Source organism: Roseibium sp. QJM3NY_11 (genome assembly GCF_056173175.1).
In genome coordinates this window covers 1,484,179-1,507,573 of sequence record NZ_CM149660.1, presented here as the reverse complement: position 1 = coordinate 1,507,573, position 23,395 = coordinate 1,484,179, and the positions used below count along the sequence as shown (strand labels likewise).

Below are 23,395 nucleotides of genomic sequence, written 5' to 3'. Positions count from 1 at the left end.
GCGAGCCCCGAACCGTCAGGCAGGTTCGAGGCAGTCCACCAGGGCTCCGCGATTGCAGATCACCCGGCCAGCCAGTCTTGCGCCGGCGCCCACGCTGGCGGCAATATCGCCTGATGTCAGATACTCTGCCAGAAAGCCGGCATTGAAACTGTCGCCGGCTGCGGTGGTGTCGACGATACCGGTCACCGGTTCGGGCTGGAAACTCTGCCGCCCTTCCCGGCCAGCGCAGATGACGTCCGCCGGACCGTTCTTGACGACCACCATGCCGGCTCCCGCCGCCAGATACCGGTCCACGCTGACGTTGGGGGTGCTGTCCCCGAAATGCGTCATCTCGTCATCAAACGACGGCATCACTAAATCACACAGGCCCGCGGCCTGGGTCACGCAGGCGCGCATGGTCTCCGCGTTTTCCCAAAGACGCGGCCTGAGGTTCGGATCGAAGGCAATCCTGGCGCCCCTGCCCCGTGCGGCGCGCAAGGCATCCAGAAAGACGACCCGCTCTGCGGCCGGCAGGATTGCCAGCGTGATCCCGCTGAAATAGACCAGCCCGGTTCCGGCCAGAGCCGCGTCCAGATGCGCCCTGTCGGACGCAAGGCAGCGGGCTGCCGAATGGGAGCGCCAATAGGCAAAGCTGCGCTCGCCGTCCTTCAACTGAATCATGTAAAGGCCGACGGTCCGGTCGTCGCGTTTGTGCACGGATGCGGTGTCTATGCCGGAGCCTTTCAGGAACCCGAGCATCTCCTCGGAGACCTGATCCCGGCCAACGGCCGTGTAGTAGCCGACGGACCAGTTCACCGGCAGGCACTTGCGTGCGTACCAGGCCGTGTTCAGCGTGTCGCCGGCGAATCCCATGGCATATGTGCCGTCCGCCGTCGGTGCCATTTCGACCATACACTCACCAACGGCTAGAAATTTCAAGGACACGGGGCACTCCTGCAGCGGTTGAAAACCGGAAAAATTATAGGCGAAAAATCCCGCGGAAAACCGGGATTTAAATCCATTAGCATAAATCCCGGATCTGAAGAAACCAGACAAAGGGACAACGCCCGGGTCAAAGCGCTTTGACCAGGTTCCGGCCGTCATCAAAAAGGCGGAATGCCGCGTCTCCCGGCAATTTAAATTATTTTGCTATTTGATTCCGGCGCGCATGAAACTCTGCACGAAATGGCGCTGGAACAGGAGAAAAGCGATCAGCAGCGGGCCGGAGGTCATCAGCGTCGCCGCGTTGATCACCGACCACTCGACACCGCTGTCGATCGCGGAAAAGATGCTGAGGCCCACCGTCACCGGCCGGGTCTCGACCGAATTGGTGACGATCAGCGGCCACAGGAAATTGTTCCAGTGGTGACTGACGGACACCAGCCCGTAGGCCAGATAGGTCGGCTTGGCCAGCGGGATATAGACCTTCCAGAGCACGCCCAGAAAGGAAGCTCCCTCGATGCGCGCGGCCTCGTCCAGTTCCCGCGGGATCGTCTTGAAGGTCTGGCGCAGCAGGAAGATCCCGAAGCCGGAGGCAATATACGGCAGTGCCATTGCCGGGATCGTGTCCACCAGATGGAAAAGGCGCATGGTCTGGTAGTTCTCGACCATCAGGATGTCCGGCATCACAAGGAGCTGGAGCAACACGAGCGTGAAGAAAATACCGCGGCCGGGAAACTCGAACCGGGCGAATGCATAGGCGGCCAGAGTGCACAGAAAGAACTGCCCGGCCAGGATCATCGTCACCAGAAGGAACGTGTTCAGGAAATAGCGCGCGAATGGTGCCGCCGCCCAGGCCTTCGCGAAATTGTCCAGCGTCAGGGGAGCCAGCAGCTCGAACCTTGCCTCATAGGCGGCTGGATGAAACGCGGTCCAGACGGCATAAGCGAGCGGCAGCACCCACAACAGCGCCAGCGCCCAGGCGGCAGCCGTGTTCAGCAGCCGGTCGAAATCAAACGGGGCGCGGGTCATTTGTAATGCACCTTGCGATCGAAGAAGAAAAACTGGCCAATGGCAAGGAGCGACAGGAGCACGAGCAGCGCCACGGTCAGCGTGGCGCCATAGGCGGTTTCCCAGAACCGGAAGGCGACTTCGAAAATATAGAAAAGCAGCAGCGCCGACGCATTGTCCGGCCCGCCGTCGGTCAGGATGAAAATATGATCGACCAGCCGGAAGGAATTGATCACCGCGTTGACGCAGACGAACAGCGTCGTCGGCATCAGCAGCGGAAAGGTGATGCGCCGGAAGATCGTCCAGCGGCCGGCCCCCTCGATCTGTGCGGCCTCTTTCAGCGACACCGGGATCGCCTGCAGGGCGGCGAGATAGAAGATCATGAAGAAGCCGGCCTCTTTCCAGACCGTCACGACGATGATCGCGTTCAGCGCGGTATCCGGATTGCCGAGATAATTGGACGCAGGCCAGCCAAACAGGGATCCGGTGATCTGGTCGAACAGACCGAAGCCGGGCGTATAGAAGAACATCCAGATATTGGCGACAGCGATCAGCGGCAGCACGGTCGGCGTGAAATAGGCCATGCGCACGAAGCTGCGCCCGGCCAGCCTGTCATTGACCCAAAGCGCCATCACGATGGCAAGCGCCACGGAAACGGGAATGGTGCCCAGCGCGTACCAGAGATTGTTCCAGAGCACCTTCCAGAACACGGGATCACCAAGCATGCGCTCGTAATTGTCCAGGCCGATGAATTTGGCCTCGCGGCGCCCGCGCGGGGTCGAGAAGAAGCTGTTCAGGAAGGTCGTGACCGCGGGGATATGCGTGAAGGCAAACAGGAACACCAGGGCCGGCAGCAGCAGCAGCCAGCCATGGATCCATTCGCGCTTGAGTGTCGAAGCCTTCATCGTGTCACGTGCCGAATTGCCTGAGAGTTGGAGCTTGTCAAAAGAAAGCAGGGGCGGAGCACCGAACCCGGCGCGCCGCCCCTACCGGAGCCTTAGCGGTATTCGGCCAGGATCTCGTCAGCCTGCGCCTGAGCTTCCTTCAGCGCCGTCGCGGCGTCCTTCTTGCCGGTGATGGCCGCGGCCAGGGCATCGTTGAAAAGGCCCGTGATACGCTGGTTCTGATAGGTGGACAGCTCCGCCTTGGCGAACTCGAGCTGGTCGCGGGCGACCAGGGCCGGAGCGAAGTCGGCGGTGTAGGCCTTCATCGTTTCGGTGTCCCAGGTTTCGGCACGCGGTGCAACATAACCGGTTGCGATGGTCCACTTGGCGGACTGTTCAGGAGCGGAGATCCACTTCACGAACTCGACGGCTGCCTTGCTCTGTTCCTCGGACGCGCCCTTGAACAGGTAGAAGTTGCCGCCGCCGGTCGGAGCGCCGCGCTGTTCCTTTTTCGGCAGCATGGCGACACCGAACTTGAACGGTGCATTCTCACGCACGTTGGTGAGGTTGCCGGTGGAGGTCCACATCATCGCGGTCTGGCCCTCGAAGAAAGCCTTCGGCGTTGCGCCCCATTCGATGATGCCCGGAGCCATGACCTTGTCCCTGGTGCTCAAGTCGACCAGGTACTGCAGGGCCTCAACGACTTTCGGGTCGTCGAAATTGGTCTTGTTGCCGTCCGCATTGGCCAGGATGGCACCGTTCTCGATGGCCAGGCCCTGGAACAGCCAGTAGGGGAAACCGGAGGACGGAATGCGCACGCCCCACTGGGTGACCTTGCCGGTGGCGTCCTCCCGGGTCAGCTTCTTGCCGTAGGCGACCATGTCGTCCCAGGTTGCCGGTGCGACTTCCGGGTCAAGCCCGGCTGCCTCGAAGGCTTCCTTGTTCCAGTAGAGAACCGGTGTGGAACGCTGGAACGGGATGCCGTAGGTCTTGCCGCCGGTCTGGCTGTTTTCCATGAATGCCGGGTAGAAACCGTCGATCCACTTCTTGTCTTCCTCAGTGGTGAGGTAGTCGTCGAAAGGGATGATCAGGTCTTCATCGATCAGGGTGTACATGTCGACGGACAGGATCACCGACAGCTGGGGCGGGTTGCCGCCGCGCGACGCGGTGATCGCCTTGGCGACCGTGTCCTGATAGGAGCCGGCATAGACGGCATCGATGGTCACATCCGGATTGAGGGCGACATACTCCGCCGTCAGATCCTGGATGGTCTCGGCGGCTTTACCGCCGACAGCCACCGGAAAATAGAATTGCAGGTCGACGGCCTGAGCGGAGGCCCAGGTGCTGACCGAGAGAGCCGTCGCCGCGACGGCTTTCAGGAATGTGGACTTCAACATCGGTTTGTTTCCCAAAGTTCGAGCATCCGCACGCATGCGGTTGGTCTGCGCAGGCACGCACAGTCGGTCAGGAACGCAGCAGCGTTCCGAATTCGGCAACAAGATCATCGCGGCGCCGGCCGCTGTCGGCGTCGAAGACGTGCAGCGCGTCCGGATCGAAGCCGAGATCGATCCCCTCTCCGGCGGCAACGGGTTTCGATGCGGGCAGGCGCACCTGGAACGACGTTTCCGCAACGATGCAATCGGCGAGAATATCGGCGCCCAGATATTCGACGGCCCGGATTTCAGCGCTCAGCGGACCACCCTCTTCCCGGCGCATCGCTTCCGGGCGGACACCAAGCTGAAAATCGGGCGCCGTACACACTTTCCTGAAGGCGTTGGCCGGAAAAAGGTTCATCGGCGGCGTGCCGATGAACCGGGCGGCGAAGGGGGTGGCGGGCTTCTCGTAAAGGTCGCGCGGGCTTGCGACCTGCTCGAGCCTGCCCCCGTTCATGAGCACCACCTGATCGGCCATGGTGATGGCTTCCACCTGGTCATGGGTGACATAGACCATGGTGAAACCGAGCTTTTGCTGCAGGTCCCGGATCTCGATCCGCATTTCGTGACGCAGCTTGGCATCCAGGTTGGAGAGCGGCTCGTCCATCAGGCAGATCGGCTTTTCACCGATGATCGCCCGCCCGAGCGCGACACGCTGTTGCTGCCCGCCCGAGAGCTGTCCCGGCTTGCGCTCCAGCAGATGGCTCAACCCCAGAAGATCCGCCACTGCCTTCAGACGGCTGTCCCTGTCCGCCCGGCCGACATTGCGCACCTTGAGGCCGAAGACGATGTTCTCGGCAACGCTCAGGTGCGGGAACAGGGCGTAGGACTGGAACACCATGGACAGGTCGCGCTTGGAGCACGGCCGCCCGGTCACATCTTCCAAACCGATCAGGATCCGGCCGCTGCTGACGCTTTCAAGGCCCGCAATCATGCGCAAGGTCGTGGACTTGCCGCAGCCGGACGGCCCGAGCAGCGCCGTGAACGATCCGGCCGGGATCTCGATCGACAACGCATCGACAGCTGCGGTCTCGCCCCAGAAGCGCGAGACGTCTTCAAGCACGATCGGCTTGCCGGATCCGGGCAGGCACCCGCCGGCTGTCACGCCCCGTCCTCCGTCACGGCCGCGTCTTCGGCGACGAAAACCCCTGTGTCCGTCCCCTTCAAGCTTTCCAGAACACCAGAGGGCACCGCGCGGTCGGTGAAGACCGCGTCGACATCGCTGAGCCGGCCACCGCGCACATGCGCGCTGCGGCCGAACTTGCTGTGGTCCAGGACAAGAAACGATCTGCGGCAATTGGCCAGGATCGACTGCCGGGCGGCGACCTCGTCCTCGTGAAAATCGAGCAGCGTGCCGTCCTCGTCCACTCCGGCAACTCCGAAGATGCCGATATCGACCTTGTAGTTGGCGAAGAACGCCTGTGCGGCCGACCCGAGCACGTCCCGGTCGCCGTGACGCAGGCGCCCGCCGGCAATCGTGACCTGGAAAGACGGATTGACGGACGCGGTGAACGCCACGTTCAGATTGTTGGTGAACACGGCCAGCTTGTCGTGTCCCGTCAACGCCTGCATGACGATTTCCGGCGTCGTTCCAATCGAAAAGGCGAGCGCCTGATTGCTGTCGACATGGCCTGCGACCAGTTTGGCGATCAGTTGCTTTTCCCGAAGGTTGAGAATCTGGCGTGTTGAATAATGGATATTGGCGGCCGGTGCCGGCGGCTCCACGCCGCCATGGGTCCGGCGCAGGATACCGAGCTCGCACAGTCCGTTGACGTCCCGGCGAATCGTCTGGGTCGTCACCTCGAAACGTTCCGCCAGGTCTTCCACCGAGGCGAATCCCGTCTTTTGAACAAGGTCCGCGATTTCGGCCTGACGATTTGAAATATCTATTTGCCCAAGCATGTTCAATTGATCCAGTATCATCTCACTCGCTTCGGTCGCGCCGAAGACCGGGTGTCTTCAGGGACACCGTGCTGGTCCGATATAGTCCGGCTATGGACTTGGTTTAATCATGTTCATATGAACCTTATTAGACGCTCATATGAACATGATATGACAGCCCGCGTTTCTGTCTTCACGGTTCGCGCGTTGCCGGACGGCCGCCCGCTGTCGCCGGGTATAAAATTATTTCCAGTGTCGAAATCGGTTTGTCCGCCGGGCCGGGAGTCCTGCTTGCTTAGCCGGCAAATCCACAAGCCTTTCAACCAGCGGCATTTGCCTTGCCCGGACTTTGTTTTGCCGGCGAACGGCATTCCCGTCTGGCAGGCCATGTATGTGTTATGTAATATAATAACAAATAAACTTCGTCACCTATCTGTCAATCAGCTGTCATGCTGCATTTCTAAGTAACTCCCGGGTTCCCCCTTCACCTTCGGGAGATGACATGAAAACGATCGTTTGCACTTCACTGGCGCTGGCCCTGACCGGCTCCGTCGCTTTCGCCCAGGATGCTCTGCCGCAGCAGAACAACGCCTGGTTCACCGCCGCCCAGGCTGAGCTTGACGCGAAAGCCGCTGTTCAACCGAACACCAACAAGGCCAAGAACGTGATCATCCTGATCTCGGACGGCAACGGTGTCGGAACCAATTACGCCACGCGCCTGTTCGACGGCCAGCAGAACGGCAACTTTGGCGACGAGCACGTTCTGCCCCACGAGAAGTTCCCTTTCCTGGCTCTGGCCAAAACCTACAACGTCAATGCCCAGACCCCGGATTCCGCGGGTACGGGCACAGCCATGCATTCGGGCGTCAAGACGAAGGCCGGCGTGATCGGCGTCGACGAGACCCTGAACCGCGGCGACTGTTCCCAGGTTGAAGGCGCGACCGTCGCCAATGCCTCCGAAATCTACACCGGCATGGGCAAGTCCGTCGGCGTGGTTTCCACCGCCCGCCTGACCCACGCGACCCCGGCATCCGCCTACGCCCACACCGCGGACCGCAACTTCGAAGACAACTCCGGCTTGCCGGACGGCTGCGCGGTTCCGGACATCGCCTCCCAGCTCATCGAGGCCGTGAAGGCCGGCCGTGTCGACGTTGCCCTGGGCGGCGGACGCCGTCACTTTCTGCCGAAGGACGTCAAGGGCGAAGAAGGCAAGGGCGGCAAACGCACCGACGGCAAGAACCTCATCGAGGACGCCAAGGCAGCCGGCATTCAGTACGTTTACGACGACGGTACATTCGGTGCGGCCAGGTTCGATGGCAGCGCCCCTGTTCTGGGCCTCTTCGAAGCGTCCCACATGCAGTACGAAGCCGACCGCTCCGGCGAGCCGAGCCTGGCCGAAATGACCGAAGCTGCCATCAAGGCTCTGCAGGGCAACGAGAACGGCTTCTTTCTGACCGTTGAAGCCGGCCGCGTCGACCATGCCAACCACGCAGGCAACCTGGCCCGCGTCGTCCGCGATGGCGTGGCCTTCGCCGAAGCCGTTGCCAGGGCCGACGAACTGACCGATGACGCCGACACGCTGATCATCGTCACCGCCGACCACGAACACGCGATCGCGTTCTCCGGTTATGCCGGCCGCGGTTCCGACATTCTGGGTCTGTCGATGAAGATCGACCCGGCCGGCACGAAAGCCCTGAACGAGCCGAACATGGCCCAGGACGGCAAGCCTTACACCACCGTTACCTACCTCAACGGCGGCGGCTCCATCCTGACCGAAGACCAGGACTGGACCGGCACGCGCCCGACCGTTTCCCAGGAAGAAGCGACCGACCTGGACTACGTTCAGCAGGCCCTGATCCCGCTGTCCTCCGAAACCCACTCCGGTGAGGACGTCGCGATCTACGCAAAAGGCCCGTTCGCGCATCTCATCGGCGGCACCGTGGAACAGAACTACATTTTCCACGTCATGCATCACGCCGCGACCGCCGAGTAATCGACGTCGTCAAACAAATCCGAAGAGCCCGCCGACGGCGGGCTTTTCTCTATTCTGTCACTTTGCCGTGGTATGGACGTTGCCAGGCCCGAGGCAAGCAATCGGAGGTCCGGCATGGATCGCAGGAACTTTGTTCTTTCCGGAACCGCATTCGGTCTTTGCGCGGGCTTCGGTCTGGCGGGACCGGCGGACGCAGCCGGCAAGCCCATCAGAGTGCGCGAACTCTACAACAAGGACCGGTCCTTTTCGGATCTTGCCAGGTCGCTCGAGGGACAGCGCATCGCCGTGAACGGCTTCATGGCTCCGCCCCTGAAGGCGGAGATGAACTTCTTCGTGCTCACCAAGATGCCGATGGCCGTCTGCCCGTTCTGCGAGACCGAAGCCGAATGGCCCGACGATATCCTGGCGATCTACACCAAGCGGGTCGTCGACGTGATTTCCTACCGGCGGAAGATTGTCACCACGGGCATTCTGGAACTGGGCAGCTTCAAGGATCCGGAGACCGGTTTCGTCAGCCGGGTCCGCCTTTCCGACGCCGTCTACGAACGTGTCTGAAGTCCCGCACCCATGACCATGACCCTGCGCGTTGAAGACCTGGCCGTCCGTGCCCCCAATGGCCGCATCCTGGTGACATGCGACCGGTTTTCCGCCGCCCCCGGCGAAACCATCGGCCTGCGCGGGCCATCCGGCGCGGGCAAGTCGACCTTTCTTTACGCCCTCGCCGGTCTTCAGCCCGGCATGACCGGCCATGTCGACTGGAACGGCACCGACCTCACGCCGCTTGGGGACGGCGATCGCGCCAGGTTCCGCCGTGAGAACATCGGCCTGATCTTCCAGGATTTCCTGCTGTTCGAGGAATTGAGCGCTTTCGGCAACGCCACCCTGGCAACCGCTTTCAACAAGGCAGCCAAACGCCGGTCGATTCGCGACACCGCGAAAAGTTTTCTGGTAAAGCTCGGCGTTCCCGCGGACCGGCGCACAGTGGACAGTTTCTCCGGCGGCGAACGCCAGCGCACCGGGATCGCGCGCGCGCTCGCGCATGACCCCGCCATTATCCTCGCCGACGAACCGACGGCCAGTCTCGACCGGAAGACCGCGGATGCCCTGATCAAGGATCTGGTCACACTGGCGCGCGCCGAAGCAAAGACCCTCATCGCCGTCAGCCATGACCCGCACCTGCTGGAGCGGATGGATCGTGTCATAGAGATTGCCGACGGACGGCTTGAAACGGAGGCCTCTCCTGCCTGACCTGATTTCCGACAGCTGGCAATCGATGCCGCCGCAGGTGCAGGACAGCCTTTGGCTTCTTCTGCTGCTGGCACCGGCTGCCTTGACCGGTCTGTGCGTGCTCTGGGGATTCCGTCCACAGGCGCTCGTCGGCGCGCTGCTGTGGCGGTTCCGCTGGACCAACCTGACTTTCGTGCTGCTGATCGCCGTCTCGGTCGGAATCGGCGTCGGCCTGATCGCCCAGGAACGCGGCCTCAGAAAAGGCACGGCGCGCGCGGCCGACAAGTTCGATCTGATCGTCTCCGCCCCCGGCAGCGAGATCACCATGATGTTCGCCGCCGTCTACCTGCAGCCGAGCGATGTGCCGCTCCTCGGTGGCGGGGCCTTTGACGAGATTGCCGGTCACGACAGCGTCGACCTGGCCGCGCCGATCGCCTTCGGCGACAGCTACCGGGAGTCGCCTGTCGTCGGAACCACGGCGCAATTCGTGGCCCATCTGGCCGGGGACCTGACCGAGGGCCGGATGTTTGCAACCACCGCCGAAGCAATCGCCGGTTCTTCGGTGGATCTTGCGCTCGGCGCAAGCTTTGAGCCGGCCCATGGCGTCGGCGACGCCGCCGAGGCGGAGGCCCATGCGGGTCAGGACCTGACGATTGTCGGCAGAATGCCCCCGACGGGCAGTCCCTGGGACCGGGCCATCCTCGTGCCCGTCGAGTCCGTCTGGGAAGTGCACGGGCTGATGAACGGCCACGGTCCGGAACAGCGCGACCGGATCGGCCCGCCTTTCGACCCGGCCTATTTTCCCGGCACGCCCGCCATTCTCGTGCGAGCCGAGGCGCTGTGGGCGAACTATGCCCTGCGCTCGGAATTCACCAGGGACGACATGATGGCGTTCTTTCCGGGCGCCGTCCTGGCGCAGCTGCACGGCCTCATGGGCGATGTCCGTCAGATGATGTCGGTGATGGCCGTGCTGACGCAGGTGCTGGTCACGGCCGGGGTCCTGACCGGCCTGATCGTGCTGGCCCGGCTGTTCGCCCGGCGCCTGGCCCTGCTGCGCGCCCTTGGCGCTCCGGGCCGGTTCGTGTTCGCCGTCGTCTGGGCCTATGCCGCGGCGCTGATCGCGCTCGGCGCGCTCGCGGGGCTTGCGATTGGCTGGGTCGCGGTGCGTGTCATTTCGAAGGCGGTGACCGCCAGAACGGACATTCTGGTCTCCGCGACCCTCGACTGGCCCGAGTTTCACCTGATAGCCGCCTTTGTCAGTTTCACGGTTCTCCTGGCCTTGCTGCCTGCCTTCATGGCCATGTCACGTCATATCATTACTGATTTGCGCGCCTGATCTCGAACCTTGAAAGGTCTCACCGATGCGTGCCTTCCTCCTTCTTCTGTCGCTCCTGTTCCTGATGCCTCAGCCGGTTGTTGCCTCCGACACCCATGGCGCCACCAAGGAACACGACCATGAGGAGCAGCACGCGGATGAAGACGGCGATCACAAGGCCAGCGCGCACGGCGTCACGGCGCTGCATGCCTGGATCCGGGCCACCTCCGGCGAGGACGCCCTGCTATACGTCGAAATTGAAAACGGGTCTGATCAGGACATCCGGATCGTCGGCGGCGAAACCGCGATCGCCGACAGCGTCGAGTTGGTCGGCTTCCGGATGAAGGACGGCGAAGCCGGCTATGCGCCGCTGCAACCGGTTCCGGTGAAACCCGGCAAGGAGCTCATGCTGGAACCGAACGGCCTCGCCCTGCGCCTCAACGGCCTGACACGATCCTTCGGCAAGGGAGAAGAATTCGAAATCGAGATCGAATTCGATGTCGGCCATGTCGAGCTGCATGCCCAGGTCGAAGCCGCCGACGCCACCCGGCACAGCCATGCCGGTCACCAGCACTAGGCTCGGGACAAGTGCCGGTCTCCAGCCGGAACTTCACGCCTTCCCCTGAAGCATACCCTTCCCCTGGCGCCTACCGGTGAAGAAACGACCGTCCCTCGCCGTCGAAGAGATGCAGTTTCTCGGGAGCCGCGGTCAGGCGGATCGGCGTGCCTCTGGAAATCGCATGAATGCCCGGCAACTTGGCGATGAGCGACGTGGCGCCGTTCTGGGCCTTTAGATAAAGTACGGTGGTCTCGCCCAGCGCTTCGACCATCTCCACCGTGGCGGCCACCAGAAACCGGTCGCTTTCCGTGATTGTCAAATCTTCCGGCCGGACGCCCAGTTTCACATTGCTGTCGGCGTCTGAAGCCCCGGAGGCGACGGGCACGACGGCCTCGCCGCCATCGGTCGTGCACACCGTCGTCGTCTCGCCGGCCGTGGTCACCGTCGCCTCGAGCAGGTTCATGGCGGGTGAACCGATGAACTGGGCGACAAACGTGTTGGCAGGTCGCTCGTAAAGCTCGAGCGGTGCACCGAATTGCTCGACATTGCCGCCATGCAGAACCACGATCCGGGTGGCGAGCGTCATCGCCTCCACCTGGTCGTGGGTGACATAGACCATCGTGCTGTCCGGCATGCTCTCCTTGAGCTGCGCGATCTCGATCCTTGTCGCGACGCGCAGCGCCGCATCCAGGTTGGACAGCGGTTCGTCGAACAGGAACACCTTGGGATCGCGGACGATCGAGCGGCCGATGGCGACCCGCTGGCGCTGGCCGCCGGACAGGGCCTTGGGCAGACGATCGAGGTATTCCGTCAGTTGCAGCCGGTCCGCGGCGGCCCGCACCGCGGTGTCGATCTCGGCCCTGGACTTGCCGGCGAGCTTCAACGCGAACGCCATGTTGTCGTAGACGGTCATGTGCGGGTAGAGCGCATAGGACTGGAACACCATGGCAATGCCGCGCTGCGCCGGCGGCACGTTGTTGACCACCATGCCGTCGATTTCAAGCTCGCCGCCGGTGATCCGTTCCAGACCGGCGATCATGCGCAGAAGCGTCGATTTTCCGCAGCCGGACGGCCCGACGAACACGATCAGCTCACCTTGCTGGATCTCCAGGTCGATGTTGCGCAGGACCTCGACGGTTCCGTAGGACTTGCTGACATTCTTCAAAGACAAGGATGTCATGCGGACTGCTCCCAAATAGTGGTTTTTTTCATGTTATTTCACCGATCCCGCGAGCAGTCCCCGCACCAGATACCGCTGCATTGCGAAGAACACCGCCAGCGGCACGGCAATGGAGACGAAGGCGGCTGTCGCGAGGATCTCCCAGTTGCCGCCGCGCGTGCCCAGCAATTCCACGATCTGGTTGGTCATCACCGTGGTAGACCCCGTGGCGTCGATCAGGAACACCTTGGCCACCAGCAGGTCGTTCCAGGTCCACAGGAACTGGAAGATCGCGAAAGAGGCCAGCGCCGGGAAACTGAGCGGAAGGATGATCCGGGTGAAGATCTGGAAATCCGTTGCCCCGTCGACCTTGGCATTCTCGATGATGTCACGGGGCAGGCCGACCATGTAGTTGCGGAGCAGATAGACCGCCAGCGGCATGCCGAAGGCGGTGTGCGCCAGCCAGACCCCCATGTAGCCCTTGCCGATACCGATGGCCAGATGCAGCCGCAGCAGCGGGATCAGCGCCAGTTGCAGCGGCACCACGAGAAAGCCGACCACGGCCGCGATCAGCAACGCCCTGCCCGGAAATTCCATCCACGCCAGCGCATAGGCGGCAAAGGCCGCCACCACGATCGGAATGATCGTCGCCGGGATCGTGACCGTCAGCGTGTTGAAGAACGCCTTGGCCATGTTGTCCTGGCCGGTGCCGGAGAAAAGGATGGTCAGGTAATTGTCGACCGTGAATTCGGGTGGCACGGTCGCGGTGATGAAGATCCGCTGACCCCGGCCGGATATCTGCTTGTCGTTGCCACGCCAGACATAGCTGCCGTCGGCCTGAAGGGTCACGCTTTCGCCGTCTTTCATCTCGGCGGTTTCGCCCGGCTGGAAGGCAGCCACGGCCTTGGACGAGACGCCCCAGGCCCGGATCTCGCGCGCAGCGCCCTCGAAGATGTTGCCGGTCACCACGAACATGTCGCCGTCGGCAACCCTGTTTTCATCCGGATCGCCGGTGCGGTAGACCTCGTTCTGCTCGGAGGGAAACAACGCAGCCCACCAGCCCGAGCTGGAAATCTGGTCCGCCGTGCGGAAGGACGAAACGAACAGCCCGACCGTCGGAAACAGCCACAGCAGAACCAGCAGCGCGACGGAGATGTGAACCGCCCAGGTCAGGCTGCATTTCTTGCCCGCGATGTTAGCCGCCATATCTCGAACTCCCTACGCTCTGCGTTGTTCTCCGGCGAGTCGGATGCAGGCGAAAAAGCCACAGACCGTCGCTGGAGCTACGGTCAAGGGGTTCTCGCCTGAAGACGGCCGCCGGAGAGCAACCCCGCGGGCCGGTTGAAACAGGCACCCTAGCGCGTTGAATGTCTGGCCCCATGGGCCGCATCGCACTGCGCCATTCGCCTTCTCTGCTGCCTGTTTGAACCGGCGCAGAGCATAGCGAGTTCGAGATATGGCGGCTCACCATCACCTCATCTCCTTGCGGGCGTTGTAGACGTTCCACACCAGAATCGGCGTGACCAGGAACATGATGACGATCGCGCTTGCCGAGCCGATGCCCCAGTCATTGGCCCGGAAAAGCTTGTCATACATGTAGTTGGCCAGCACCTGCGTTTCCCACTGGCCGTTGGTCATGGCGAAGACGATATCGAAGATCTTGAGCACCGTCAGCGTGATCGTGGTCCACACGACCACGATCGTTCCGATGATCTGGGGAACCTTGATCTTGAAGAAAACCTGGAACGGGTTGGCGCCGTCGACGATGGCCGCCTCCACCGTTTCTTCCGGAATGCCGCGCAGCGCGGCGGACAGGATCACCATGGCAAAGCCGGTCTGGATCCAGACCAGCACGACCATCAGAAAGAAGTTGTTGTAGAAGGGCAGCGTCAGCCAGGTCTGCGCCTTGCCGTAGGGTAGGTCCGCGAGCCAGACGCCCGCAGCCGATCCGATGGTGATCCAGATCAGCCAGAGCCCACCCGCGACCGCCAGCAGTTGAAGCGGGATCAGCCACAGCGCGCGGTTCCTGCCCCCGGCGACAAAATTCCGGACCAGGATCCAGACCACATAGGCGACCACACAGGCGAACCCGGCAAGCAGGATTGTCGGCAGTATCTGCAGAAAGAAGACCGAGCCGGCGCCGCCGTCGAATTTCAGCCAGACCGCGTTCAGGACACCGATCTGGTTCTGCTCTTCCGGACGCGCGTCATAGATCAGCTTGAAGATGACCGAGGCGCCGACGAAGGAGATCGCCATCGGCATGAAGATGAGTGACTTGGCCAGATTGCCCCAGCGGATCCGGTCGGTCAGCTGCGCCACCAGAAGCCCGAAGGCTGTCGAGGCCGCCGGCACGACGATCAGCCAGAGCATGTTGTTGCGCACCGCCTCCCAGAACTTCGCCTCGTTCATCATCTGGCGATAGTTGGCCAGTCCGACGAACGCCCCGCCCTGGTCCCGGTCGGTGAGCGACAGGCGCAGGGTCTCGAAGACCGGATAAGCGAGATAGAGCGTCAGGGCGAACAGGGCGGGAAACAGGAACAGCCACGGGCGAACCATGTTGGCCCGGTTGATGTTGCGTCCGGCATTTGCTCCCTTCGCCGGGAAAATCACGGCGTCCAGGATGACATTGGAAAAATAGAAGTAACCGAGGCAGCCACCGACGCCCAGGGTGATCGTCACGAGCCCCAACAGGGCCGGATTGTCCGTAAACATGGCCGTTCCATCCCATTCAAGGCGTGTCGCGATTTGGCGGTATCCTTGCTTCGGGAAGGCGCCCGGGACAGCGTTTGCTTTGCAAATGCGTGCGGGCGATTTCCTGAAGTCAATTCAGCGCGACATGCTCTGGAGCTGTATCGCTCCAATTATTGGGAGCCCCCGGAACGCCGGGAGCTCCGGTCTGGTCGATTTGGCGAGGCTTGAGGGGAGCCGCCGATCAGACTGAAAACGGCCGGCCCCGCGAGGGAGGCCGGCCGCCGGAGTTCTACTTGAGAGCGTCCCAGCTTTTCTGGATTTCCCCGGCCACGGCCTTGGCATCCTTGCCGCCGGCATAGTCGACCATTCCGGTCCAGAAGGTACCCGCACCGACCGCACCCGGCATCAGGTCGGATCCGTCGAAGCGGAAGGTGCTGGCGTTGACGAGGATTTCCCCCTGGCCGCGCAACGTATCGTCCTTGTAGGCCGCGGGGTTCACGCCCTTGTGCGGCGTCAGGAAGCCGGTCTGCGCCATCATGACTTCATGGGCGATCGGCAGCTGGAAGAAATTCATCAGTTCCGTCGTGGCGTCGGACGGCGTGGTGATCGCCATCAGCGTGCCGCCGCCGAGAACCGGATTGCCGAGATCTTTGCCGGCATAGGCCGGAAGGTAAAAGAAGTCGACATCGGTGCCGAACTCGACCCCGTCCGGGAAGAAGGCCGGCACAAAGGACGCCTGGCGGTGCAGGTAGCACTGGGGCGGCGAGGAGAACAGGCCCTTCGGGCTGTCGCGGAAGTCGGTGGACGCCACCGCACCGGCACCGCCGGCGACCTTGGCGTCATCGCGCGCGAACCAGCCGAATTCCTCGATCGCGCCGATGACACGCGGATCGTCGAACGGGATCTCGTTGCGGGTCCACTGGTCGTAGACATCCGCCGGCTGGGTGCGCAGCATCATGTCTTCCACCCAGTCGGTGGCCGGCCAGCCGGTGGCCGCGCCCGACCCCAGCCCGATGCACCATGGCGTTTCGCCGTCGGCCACGATCTCTTCGGTCAGAGCCTTGAGCTCCTCCATCGTGCCGGGCACCTCGTAACCCGCGTCCTCGAAATTCTCCGGAACGAACCAGACCAGGCTCTTGACGTTCACATTGTAGAAAAAGCCGAACAGCGCATCATTGCCGTCCTTGTCCGTGTAGGTGCCAAGGTCGACCCAGCTGTCGCCGGCACCGTAATTGCCGGCAACCCAGTCTCCCATGCCATCGGGCATCGGCTGAAGCAGGCCGCGCGCGGCCATGTCGGCGGCAAGGCCCGGCTGCGGAAACACGGCGATGTTCGGCGCGGCGCCGGCTTCGGCGTCGATGACGATCTGCTGTTCGAAGGAGTCGGAACCGGTGTAGATGACCTCGGCGCCGGTCGCTTCGGTGAAATAGGCCAGAACATTGCGGAAGAAGCCGTCTTCGGGCTGCAGCCAGGGGCCGGCGACCGTGACGGTCTGCCCGCTCAGATCCGGGGCGTTTTCAGCCCAGGCATTGTAGCTGTCCCAGTTGAACGGACCTTCGCCCGGAGCGAATTTCAGCTCCGCGGCGCCAGCGGCATTCATGCCGAAGCCGACGCAAAGCGCCAGGCCAGCGGCGCAGGCCATCAAACGAGATCTCATGTCAATCCTCCCAGATTGTCCCTATCCTGAGATAGTCTTTTTAAAGTGGCACACCTCACCGGCTGGCAGCAACACTCCCGATGAGGAAGATCGACAATCCAGCCAGAACCAGTCATTCAAACCGCTTTGGATTTCTTCCTAAACATGTCGGCAGGTTCTGGCCTTGTCAAGCACGCAACGCACCATTTAATATTGCATTTCAATAACAGCCTATCGGGAGGGGCGCCTTCAAAGCGTTTTGGGCAGTATGAGCAATGGCGTGAACCTGAAAGAACTGTCGCAACGGCTGGAGCTGTCGCAAACCACCGTCAGCCGCGCCCTGAACGGCTATCCGGAAGTCAGCGAGGAAACCCGCAGGCGCGTGACCGAGATGGCCGCCAGGCTGGGCTATGCGCCCAACAGCCAGGCACGGCGCCTTGCAACCGGCCGTGCCATGGCCATTGGCCATGTCATCCCGCGTTCGATCCACGAGATGATGAACCCGATCTTTCTGGAATTCATTGCCGGCGCCGGCGAGACCTATTCCATGCACGGCTACGACATGATCATTTCCGTGGTCGAAGACGCCCTCGAGGAGGACGCCTACCGGCAGATCGCCACGCGCAAGAAGGCCGACGGCGTCATCATTCACGGGCCCGCGCACGATGAACACCGCCACAAGCTGCTGAAGGAAATCGGCCTGCCCTTCGTGGTTCACGGCCGCATACCGGGCGCCGAGACGGAAACGTCCTGGATCGACATGAACAACCGCCGCGCTTTCGAAAGGGCAAGCAACCTGCTGCTCGATCTCGGCCACACGCGGATTGCCCTGCTCAATGGGCTGGAACACATGGACTTTGCGCGACGGCGCCGCTCTGGGTTCGAAAACGCGCTCGCCGCCAGAGGACTTGCCGCAGACCCGCAGTTGATGCGCAGCGCGGACATGACCGAACCCTTCGGCTGCGACAATGCCATGGACATGCTCAACGGCGGCAATCCACCGACCGCGTTTCTGGTCTCGTCGATGATTTCAGCGATCGGCGTTGCCCGGGCCGTCGGTCAATGCGGCTTGACGGTCGGCAAGGACATTTCGATCATCACCCACGACGATGCCCTGTCCTTCCTGCCCAACAGCGGCGAAGTGCCGATCTTCACCTGCACCCGGTCCTCGGTGCGCTATGCCGGACAGAAGGCGGCGGAGCTTCTGCTCAACATGATCGCCAATCCCGGCACCGAACCGACCGCGCTGCACATGGACGCCGAGCTGATCATCGGCCAATCCACCGGCCCGGCCCCGTCCGGGCCGGCATAAGTCAGCCCCGTCAAACCTGGTTCAGGCCGCAACCTTCAAGCAGGGCCGTCATTTTGGAAAGGCCGTTCAGCCGATGGGTCCTGGCGATCTCGGCCGCGATCTCTTCTTCGCCCGCATTGATCGCTTCGCAGAGCTTGCGGTGATCCGACGCGTCCGCTGCAGGCGCCTTGTTCAGGCGCAACAGGAATGTGCTGGCCCGGAAGATCTGGTCCAACAACCCGGAGATCGCCGCCTCCAGCCGGACGTTGCCGCTCACCTCCGCGATCCACCGATGGAACCGGTCGTCGAGCACCGCCCATGTTTCCATGTCCCCGGCCTCTAGGGCTTCATCCAGATCCTTGAGCAATTCGGCCACACTGCAGAACATTCCGGGTTGGCCGTTCCTGGATGCCGCCGAGCGGGCCGCCAGCCCCTCCAGCGCCGACAGGATCTGATAGATTTCACAGATATCCTTGCGTGCGATGGGCAGCACCTTGGCGCCGCGCCGCGGCACGAGATCGACCAGCCCGTCGGCTTCAAGACGGATCAAGGCCTCGCGCACCGGTGTCCGGCTCATGCCCAGACGGCTGGCGATATCCGGCTCCGGAGCCTGAAATCCTGGCGGCAGCTCGCCCCTCAGGATTTCGGACTTGAGACGTTGATAGGCGTTGTTCACGCGTGTGGAATTATTTTTCGATGACATCTCGGGATGCACCCAGTCTCCATGACGTTGAAAATAAGGGCCTGCGGTGTTCCGCACGCTCAGGGTCGCACACCCACAAACAAGGACGAAATGACATCGAACATGGCGAAACGCCGCGGGCACGCACCTCTGGAGCAAGTGGCCGCCCCATCGGAACATCCTGAAATCGATCAGGTTTTCGCGTCCCATTGGCAGCAGGTTTGTCCCGCGCACCGACACTGCGAGATGTTTCTATTTCCATGTCCTCCGGATTGGGCCGGATTGCTCCGCCTCAAATCATTGCATGCTTGTTCTTGCGGCCCTTCCCCGTGGCCAAGCGGCACCAGTTCGCTCGCGGCGGGGACGTTAGCACCGGTGCGGCGGGGGCTGTTTTCGCTGTCAAACTGATGCCTTCTCAATAAAATTTTTGATTGAATTTTATCAAATATGACTTCCTCCTCGGCCATCGCAGCAGTTTTCAAAAAGCTAAATATCTATTTTCAAAAGACTATTTGTCATTTTGCCACCCCTGAAAAAATATCGTCAAAAATGACGGTGACATAGCGGAATGCTGAATTCCGACCGATCCGGGCATCTTCCCGCAACGCCGAAAACTCTACTTGCAATTGGTTCTTAAAAGCACTATTGTTGCAACTCGTTCGCAAGAGCATTCTCAAGAAGGTTTGAAAACGCCTGCCATGATCCACAAATTCTCCCTGTCCCGCCGCAAAGGCCTGTTGTCCACCCTGACCGCGGCGCTTGTCGCCGTGGCAACGGTCTTTGCACTGCCCGCAACAGCATCGGCAGCCGACAAGCTCAACGTTGTCGCGACCACCGGCATGATCGCCGATGCCGCCAGACGGATCGGTGGCGACGCCGTCGAGGTCAGGGCACTGATGGGCCCGGGCGTCGACCCCCATGCCTATCGTCAGACCCGCACGGACATCGTTGCCATGACCAAGGCGGATCTCATACTGCGGCACGGCCTGTTCCTCGAAGCACAGATGGAAGAGTTCTTCGGGAAGCTTGGCCTGACACGTCCGGTCGTCGCCGTCGCCGGGGCCTTGCCCGAAGATCTTTTGATTGCTCATGATGACTATGCCGACAAGTTCGACCCGCATGTCTGGATGGATCCCGACCGCTGGCAGCATGTGGTCATCACCATCCGCGATACATTGATCGAGGCCATGCCGACGCGTCAGCGCGATCTTGAGGCGAACACCGCAGCTTATCTGCAGGAAATCGAAGCCCTCGGCACTTTCGCCGACCAAGCTCTTGCGACTGTTCCCGATGACGGGCGTGTGCTGATCACGGCCCATGATGCCTTCAATTATTTCGGCGACGCCTACGGTTTCGAGGTCATCGGCATCCAGGGAATTTCGACCCAGAGCGAAGCCGGCCTGCATCGGGTGGCCGAACTTGTCGATCTTCTGGTTGACCGCAAGGTCAAAGCCGTGTTCGTAGAGTCGTCCGTCTCCGACCGTAGCATCCGCGCCCTGATCGAAGGGGCCGCCTCGAAGGGGCAGGAGGTCACGATCGGCGGATCGCTTTTTTCCGATGCCATGGGTGAACCGGGCAGCTACGAGGGCACGTATCTGGGAATGATCGATCACAACGCCACCACGATCACGCGCGCCCTCGGTGGCGACGCCCCTGAAAAGGGCCGCCTTGGCCAGCTGTCGGAAACGATGTGATGTCCATGAGCGCTCGAACAAATCTTGAACTTGCGGCCGACAACGGCGCACTTCGGGAAGGCGCGGACACTGCCCTGTCGGACAGCGCGCTCCTGGTCAAGGGCCTGACGGTCTCCTACGGCACCAAACCGGCCGTATTCTCCGTGGACGCGGCCGTGCCCAGGTCCGCCATGACCGCCATCATCGGCCCCAACGGGGCTGGAAAGTCGACCTTTCTGAAGGCTGTGCTCGGCATCGTGCCGCGCATTTCAGGCACCGTGTTCGTCGCCGGCCAACCGCTTGAAACCATGCGCCGGTCCATCGCCTACGTCCCACAGCGGGCGTCGGTGGACTGGGATTTTCCAACGCGCGTGCGCGACGTCGTCACAATGGGCCAGTTCCGGCAGCTCGGACTGCTCGGCCGGTTGCGCCAGAGTCACCGGCAAAAGACGGCGGAATGCCTGGAACGGGTCGGCATGTCCGCGTTCGCCGATCGTCAGATCGGACAATTGTCCGGCGGGCAGCAGCAACGGGTCTTCCTCGCGCGTGCACTGGCACAGAATGCGGATCTCTACCTTCTGGACGAGCCCTTTGCGGGCGTCGACGCCGCTACCGAGAAGGCCATCATCGACGTGCTGAAGGGCCTGAAGGCGGAGGGCAAGACCGTGGTCTGCGTGCACCACGACCTGGCCACCGTATCGGACTATTTCGACCACGTTCTCCTGTTGAACGTCCGCAAGATCGCGGAAGGGCCCGTGGCAACGACGTTCACCGGCCCTGTCCTGCAGGACACCTACGGCGGACGGCTGGCCACGGCCCATGTCGATCAGCTCAAACTGGACTGAGCCATGCTTGCTGCATTCCTGTCCGCACTGACCTTTCAGGCGGGTTACAACGCCTCGCTGGTGTCCGTCGGCGCGACCCTGCTCGGCGTGGCCGGCGGCTGCGCCGGCAGTTTCATGTTCCTGCGCAAACGCACGCTCGTCAGCGATGCCGTCGCCCATGCAACGCTTCCCGGCGTCTGCATCGCCTTCATGGTGATGGTGGCCCTGGGCGGCGACGGCCGCAATCTGCCCGGCCTGCTGCTCGGATCCGCGGCAACCGCCGGACTGGGCCTTCTGACCGTCGACTGGATCACCCGCAGAACCCGGCTCAGCGAGGACGCCGCCATCGGCGCGGTCCTGTCGGTCTTTTTTGGCCTCGGCGTGGTGCTCCTGACTGTCATCCAGACCCTTTCGCGGGGCAAGCAGGCCGGCCTGGAAGGCTTCCTGCTCGGGTCCACCTCAGGCATGCTGTTCCAGGACGCGGTCATCATCGCGCTTGGCGGCGCGCTCTCCACCGCGATCGTCCTGCTGCTGCGGCGCCCGATGACGCTGGTTGCCTTCGATGCGGAATACGCAGGCGCGACCGGCGTTCCGGTCCGGCTGGTCGACCTGGCCATGATGACCGTGGTCATGATGGTGACCGTGATCGGCCTCAAGCTGGTCGGTCTGATCCTGATCGTGTCCTCACTGATCATCCCGTCCGTTTCCGCACGGTTCTGGACAGACCGGTCCGACCGGCTCCTGATCATCGCCGCCGCCGTCGGCGGCGCCGCCGGCTATCTTGGCACCGCCCTGTCCGCTGCCGCGCCCAATGTGCCGACGGGTCCGATCATCGTTCTGGTGAACTTTGCCTTCTTCCTGATCTCCTTGCTGCTTTCCCCCAGGCGCGGCGTGCTGGCGGCCTATTTGCGGTACCGGAAATTTCAGGTGGACGTGCATGTGCATCAGGGCCTGGCGGCACTGGCGCGGGGAGAGACCATCCACGAACGGCTGACCCAGAAGGTGATGCGCCGGGCGGGCTATCTGCGGGACGATCTGGTTGCGACCGACATGGGAAGGGCCGCCGCCGCCAAGACGGTTCTGGATGAAGCCCGCTGGGCAAAAGCCCGGCAGATCTTTCACGACGAAGCGGTTTTCGCCAGCTACGATGGACTGACCCCGATCGAAGCGGTCCTGACCGCCGACCAGATCAACGATATCGACACCGCACTGGGCGCACCGGCCCCGGTTCAGGAGTAAGGGAAAGACATGGGCGCCGAATTTGTTCAACTCAGCCTGACCCCCATCCTGATCGGTGTTCTGGCCGCGATTTCCTGCGCCATCCCCGGCAACTTTCTGCTTCTGCGCAAGCAGGCGCTGATCGGTGACGCCATTTCGCACGTGGTGCTGCCGGGCATCGTTGTCGCCTTCCTCCTGACGGGCACCATCTCGACCTGGCCGATGATGCTCGGCGCGGCGGGCGCCGCCGTGGTCGCGGTCATCATGATCGAGGCCATACGCCGTCTCGGGCGCATTGAAACCGGCGCCGCCATGGGCGTCACCTTCACCACGCTCTTTGCCGCCGGCGTGCTGCTTCTGGAACAAACGGACACCAGTTCGGTCCATCTGGATGTGGAACATGCGCTTTACGGCAATCTGGAAAGCCTGATCTGGCTGTCCGCCGAAGGATGGAACGCGCTGCTGGACCCGGCCGCGCTGGCCGATCTGCCGCCGGAACTGCAGCGCATGGCCATGGTCACCGTGATCATCTGCGTTCTGACCGCTGTCTTCTGGCGGGCACTCAAGATCTCCACCTTCGACGAAGGCTACGCGCGCACGCTCGGCGTCCCGGTGAAGGCGATCGGTTTCGGTCTCGTGATCGTGTCGGCTGTGGCGGCGGTCGCCGCTTTCGACGCCGTCGGCTCGATCATTGTCATTGCCATGTTCATCTGTCCGCCCGCCGCCGCCCGCCTGATGACCAACCGGCTCGAGCGCCAGATCCTCTGGAGCATTGCGTTCGGTGCAGGCTCGGCGGTTGCCGGCTATGTCCTCGCGGGCTACGGCCCCCTCTGGCTCGGCGGCTCAAACGCGGTCAGCGCCGCCGGCATGATCGCCACCGTCTCCGGTCTCGTGCTGGCACTTGCCTGCCTCTACGCACCCGCGCGATCAAGAATGACAGCACCCGGATCATAGACGCTCTGCAAAGCAGTCATTCTTCGGAAAAATGAGCTGATTCAGA

General features: G+C 62.4%; 21 protein-coding genes. 10 read left to right on the top strand and 11 right to left on the bottom strand.

What is annotated here, in order from left to right; translation table 11 throughout:
- Nucleotides 1–15: 15 nt before the first annotated feature.
- The 6 genes from AC0VX3_RS06860 to AC0VX3_RS06835 form a co-directional block, all read right to left on the bottom strand.
- Entirely contained in the window at nt 16–924 is a 909-nt protein-coding gene (locus tag AC0VX3_RS06860) for a sugar kinase (protein WP_475524072.1), read from the bottom strand.
- A gap of 204 nt (nt 925–1,128) precedes the next feature.
- Complete coding sequence (locus AC0VX3_RS06855; protein WP_475524071.1) at nt 1,129–1,950, bottom strand: carbohydrate ABC transporter permease; 822 nt, start codon at nt 1,948–1,950, stop codon at nt 1,129–1,131.
- Nucleotides 1,947–2,834: a carbohydrate ABC transporter permease gene (locus AC0VX3_RS06850; protein WP_348151639.1), complete on the bottom strand. Its 888-nt coding sequence runs from the start codon at nt 2,832–2,834 to the stop codon at nt 1,947–1,949. The genes AC0VX3_RS06855 and AC0VX3_RS06850 overlap by 4 nt, the downstream gene beginning before the upstream one ends.
- Nucleotides 2,835–2,926: 92 nt before the next feature.
- On the bottom strand, nt 2,927–4,210 hold the full coding sequence (locus tag AC0VX3_RS06845; RefSeq protein ID WP_475524070.1) for an ABC transporter substrate-binding protein: 1,284 nt from the start codon (nt 4,208–4,210) through the stop codon (nt 2,927–2,929).
- Nucleotides 4,211–4,277: 67 nt separating this feature from the next.
- Nucleotides 4,278–5,351 carry an ABC transporter ATP-binding protein gene (locus AC0VX3_RS06840; protein ID WP_475524069.1) on the bottom strand — a complete coding sequence of 358 codons (1,074 nt, stop codon included), beginning with the start codon at nt 5,349–5,351 and terminating at the stop codon, nt 4,278–4,280.
- Nucleotides 5,348–6,148, bottom strand: coding sequence for a DeoR/GlpR family DNA-binding transcription regulator (locus AC0VX3_RS06835; RefSeq protein WP_342892893.1), 801 nt, complete (start codon nt 6,146–6,148; stop codon nt 5,348–5,350). Before AC0VX3_RS06835 ends, AC0VX3_RS06840 begins: the two co-directional genes overlap by 4 nt.
- Nucleotides 6,149–6,629: 481 nt before the next feature.
- Here AC0VX3_RS06835 and AC0VX3_RS06830 point away from each other — a divergent pair, with 481 nt between their 5' ends.
- From AC0VX3_RS06830 to AC0VX3_RS06810, 5 genes are all read left to right on the top strand, one after another.
- Nucleotides 6,630–8,120, top strand: a complete 1,491-nt coding sequence (locus AC0VX3_RS06830; protein WP_475524068.1) for an alkaline phosphatase — start codon at nt 6,630–6,632, stop codon at nt 8,118–8,120.
- Nucleotides 8,121–8,234: 114 nt separating this feature from the next.
- A complete protein-coding gene (locus tag AC0VX3_RS06825; protein ID WP_475524067.1) occupies nt 8,235–8,675 on the top strand; it encodes a hypothetical protein in 441 nt (146 codons plus the stop codon).
- A gap of 12 nt (nt 8,676–8,687) precedes the next feature.
- Nucleotides 8,688–9,368, top strand: coding sequence for an ABC transporter ATP-binding protein (locus AC0VX3_RS06820; RefSeq protein WP_475524066.1), 681 nt, complete (start codon nt 8,688–8,690; stop codon nt 9,366–9,368).
- Nucleotides 9,343–10,683 carry an ABC transporter permease gene (locus AC0VX3_RS06815; RefSeq protein ID WP_475524065.1) on the top strand — a complete coding sequence of 447 codons (1,341 nt, stop codon included), beginning with the start codon at nt 9,343–9,345 and terminating at the stop codon, nt 10,681–10,683. The genes AC0VX3_RS06820 and AC0VX3_RS06815 overlap by 26 nt, the downstream gene beginning before the upstream one ends.
- Before the next feature lie 25 nt (nt 10,684–10,708).
- On the top strand, nt 10,709–11,239 hold the full coding sequence (locus AC0VX3_RS06810) for a copper chaperone PCu(A)C (protein WP_348151660.1): 531 nt from the start codon (nt 10,709–10,711) through the stop codon (nt 11,237–11,239).
- Between the two features lie 70 nt (nt 11,240–11,309).
- On the opposite strand, the gene AC0VX3_RS06805 is transcribed toward AC0VX3_RS06810, so the two are convergent.
- From AC0VX3_RS06805 to AC0VX3_RS06790, 4 genes are all read right to left on the bottom strand, one after another.
- A complete protein-coding gene (locus AC0VX3_RS06805; RefSeq protein WP_475524064.1) occupies nt 11,310–12,401 on the bottom strand; it encodes an ABC transporter ATP-binding protein in 1,092 nt (363 codons plus the stop codon).
- 33 nt (nt 12,402–12,434) lie between these two features.
- The gene (locus AC0VX3_RS06800) at nt 12,435–13,586 is read right to left on the bottom strand and encodes a carbohydrate ABC transporter permease (protein ID WP_475524063.1); all 1,152 of its coding nucleotides are present in this window, start codon (nt 13,584–13,586) and stop codon (nt 12,435–12,437) included.
- Between the two features lie 264 nt (nt 13,587–13,850).
- The gene (locus AC0VX3_RS06795) at nt 13,851–15,092 is read right to left on the bottom strand and encodes a carbohydrate ABC transporter permease (RefSeq protein ID WP_475524062.1); all 1,242 of its coding nucleotides are present in this window, start codon (nt 15,090–15,092) and stop codon (nt 13,851–13,853) included.
- A gap of 268 nt (nt 15,093–15,360) precedes the next feature.
- Nucleotides 15,361–16,728 carry an ABC transporter substrate-binding protein gene (locus tag AC0VX3_RS06790; RefSeq protein WP_475524061.1) on the bottom strand — a complete coding sequence of 456 codons (1,368 nt, stop codon included), beginning with the start codon at nt 16,726–16,728 and terminating at the stop codon, nt 15,361–15,363.
- A 259-nt stretch (nt 16,729–16,987) separates the two neighbouring features.
- Here AC0VX3_RS06790 and AC0VX3_RS06785 point away from each other — a divergent pair, with 259 nt between their 5' ends.
- Entirely contained in the window at nt 16,988–18,019 is a 1,032-nt protein-coding gene (locus AC0VX3_RS06785) for a LacI family DNA-binding transcriptional regulator (RefSeq protein ID WP_475524060.1), read from the top strand.
- 10 nt (nt 18,020–18,029) lie between these two features.
- Here AC0VX3_RS06785 and AC0VX3_RS06780 read toward each other — a convergent pair whose 3' ends face one another.
- Nucleotides 18,030–18,701, bottom strand: coding sequence for a GntR family transcriptional regulator (locus tag AC0VX3_RS06780; RefSeq protein ID WP_475524059.1), 672 nt, complete (start codon nt 18,699–18,701; stop codon nt 18,030–18,032).
- A 677-nt stretch (nt 18,702–19,378) separates the two neighbouring features.
- Between AC0VX3_RS06780 and AC0VX3_RS06775 the strand changes: the two genes are divergently transcribed.
- The 4 genes from AC0VX3_RS06775 to AC0VX3_RS06760 are packed head-to-tail and all read left to right on the top strand — an operon-like array spanning nt 19,379 to nt 23,349.
- Entirely contained in the window at nt 19,379–20,374 is a 996-nt protein-coding gene (locus tag AC0VX3_RS06775) for a metal ABC transporter solute-binding protein, Zn/Mn family (RefSeq protein WP_475524058.1), read from the top strand.
- A 5-nt stretch (nt 20,375–20,379) separates the two neighbouring features.
- Entirely contained in the window at nt 20,380–21,198 is an 819-nt protein-coding gene (locus AC0VX3_RS06770) for a metal ABC transporter ATP-binding protein (RefSeq protein ID WP_475524057.1), read from the top strand.
- 3 nt (nt 21,199–21,201) lie between these two features.
- Entirely contained in the window at nt 21,202–22,416 is a 1,215-nt protein-coding gene (locus tag AC0VX3_RS06765) for a metal ABC transporter permease (RefSeq protein ID WP_348151676.1), read from the top strand.
- A gap of 9 nt (nt 22,417–22,425) precedes the next feature.
- Nucleotides 22,426–23,349: a metal ABC transporter permease gene (locus tag AC0VX3_RS06760; protein WP_475524056.1), complete on the top strand. Its 924-nt coding sequence runs from the start codon at nt 22,426–22,428 to the stop codon at nt 23,347–23,349.
- Nucleotides 23,350–23,395 lie beyond the last annotated feature (46 nt).

Coding starts and splice junctions, on each gene's coding strand:
- AC0VX3_RS06825 (WP_475524067.1), top strand. CDS start 8,235: ATGGATCGCAGGAACTTTGTTCTTTCCGGAACCGCATTCGGTCTTTGC.
- AC0VX3_RS06770 (WP_475524057.1), top strand. CDS start 20,380: ATGAGCGCTCGAACAAATCTTGAACTTGCGGCCGACAACGGCGCACTT.
- AC0VX3_RS06830 (WP_475524068.1), top strand. CDS start 6,630: ATGAAAACGATCGTTTGCACTTCACTGGCGCTGGCCCTGACCGGCTCC.
- AC0VX3_RS06800 (WP_475524063.1), bottom strand. CDS start 13,586: ATGGCGGCTAACATCGCGGGCAAGAAATGCAGCCTGACCTGGGCGGTT.
- AC0VX3_RS06760 (WP_475524056.1), top strand. CDS start 22,426: ATGGGCGCCGAATTTGTTCAACTCAGCCTGACCCCCATCCTGATCGGT.
- AC0VX3_RS06850 (WP_348151639.1), bottom strand. CDS start 2,834: ATGAAGGCTTCGACACTCAAGCGCGAATGGATCCATGGCTGGCTGCTG.
- AC0VX3_RS06810 (WP_348151660.1), top strand. CDS start 10,709: ATGCGTGCCTTCCTCCTTCTTCTGTCGCTCCTGTTCCTGATGCCTCAG.
- AC0VX3_RS06790 (WP_475524061.1), bottom strand. CDS start 16,728: ATGAGATCTCGTTTGATGGCCTGCGCCGCTGGCCTGGCGCTTTGCGTC.
- AC0VX3_RS06820 (WP_475524066.1), top strand. CDS start 8,688: ATGACCATGACCCTGCGCGTTGAAGACCTGGCCGTCCGTGCCCCCAAT.
- AC0VX3_RS06775 (WP_475524058.1), top strand. CDS start 19,379: ATGATCCACAAATTCTCCCTGTCCCGCCGCAAAGGCCTGTTGTCCACC.
- AC0VX3_RS06845 (WP_475524070.1), bottom strand. CDS start 4,210: ATGTTGAAGTCCACATTCCTGAAAGCCGTCGCGGCGACGGCTCTCTCG.
- AC0VX3_RS06805 (WP_475524064.1), bottom strand. CDS start 12,401: ATGACATCCTTGTCTTTGAAGAATGTCAGCAAGTCCTACGGAACCGTC.
- AC0VX3_RS06765 (WP_348151676.1), top strand. CDS start 21,202: ATGCTTGCTGCATTCCTGTCCGCACTGACCTTTCAGGCGGGTTACAAC.
- AC0VX3_RS06835 (WP_342892893.1), bottom strand. CDS start 6,148: ATGCTTGGGCAAATAGATATTTCAAATCGTCAGGCCGAAATCGCGGAC.
- AC0VX3_RS06795 (WP_475524062.1), bottom strand. CDS start 15,092: ATGTTTACGGACAATCCGGCCCTGTTGGGGCTCGTGACGATCACCCTG.
- AC0VX3_RS06780 (WP_475524059.1), bottom strand. CDS start 18,701: ATGTCATCGAAAAATAATTCCACACGCGTGAACAACGCCTATCAACGT.
- AC0VX3_RS06855 (WP_475524071.1), bottom strand. CDS start 1,950: ATGACCCGCGCCCCGTTTGATTTCGACCGGCTGCTGAACACGGCTGCC.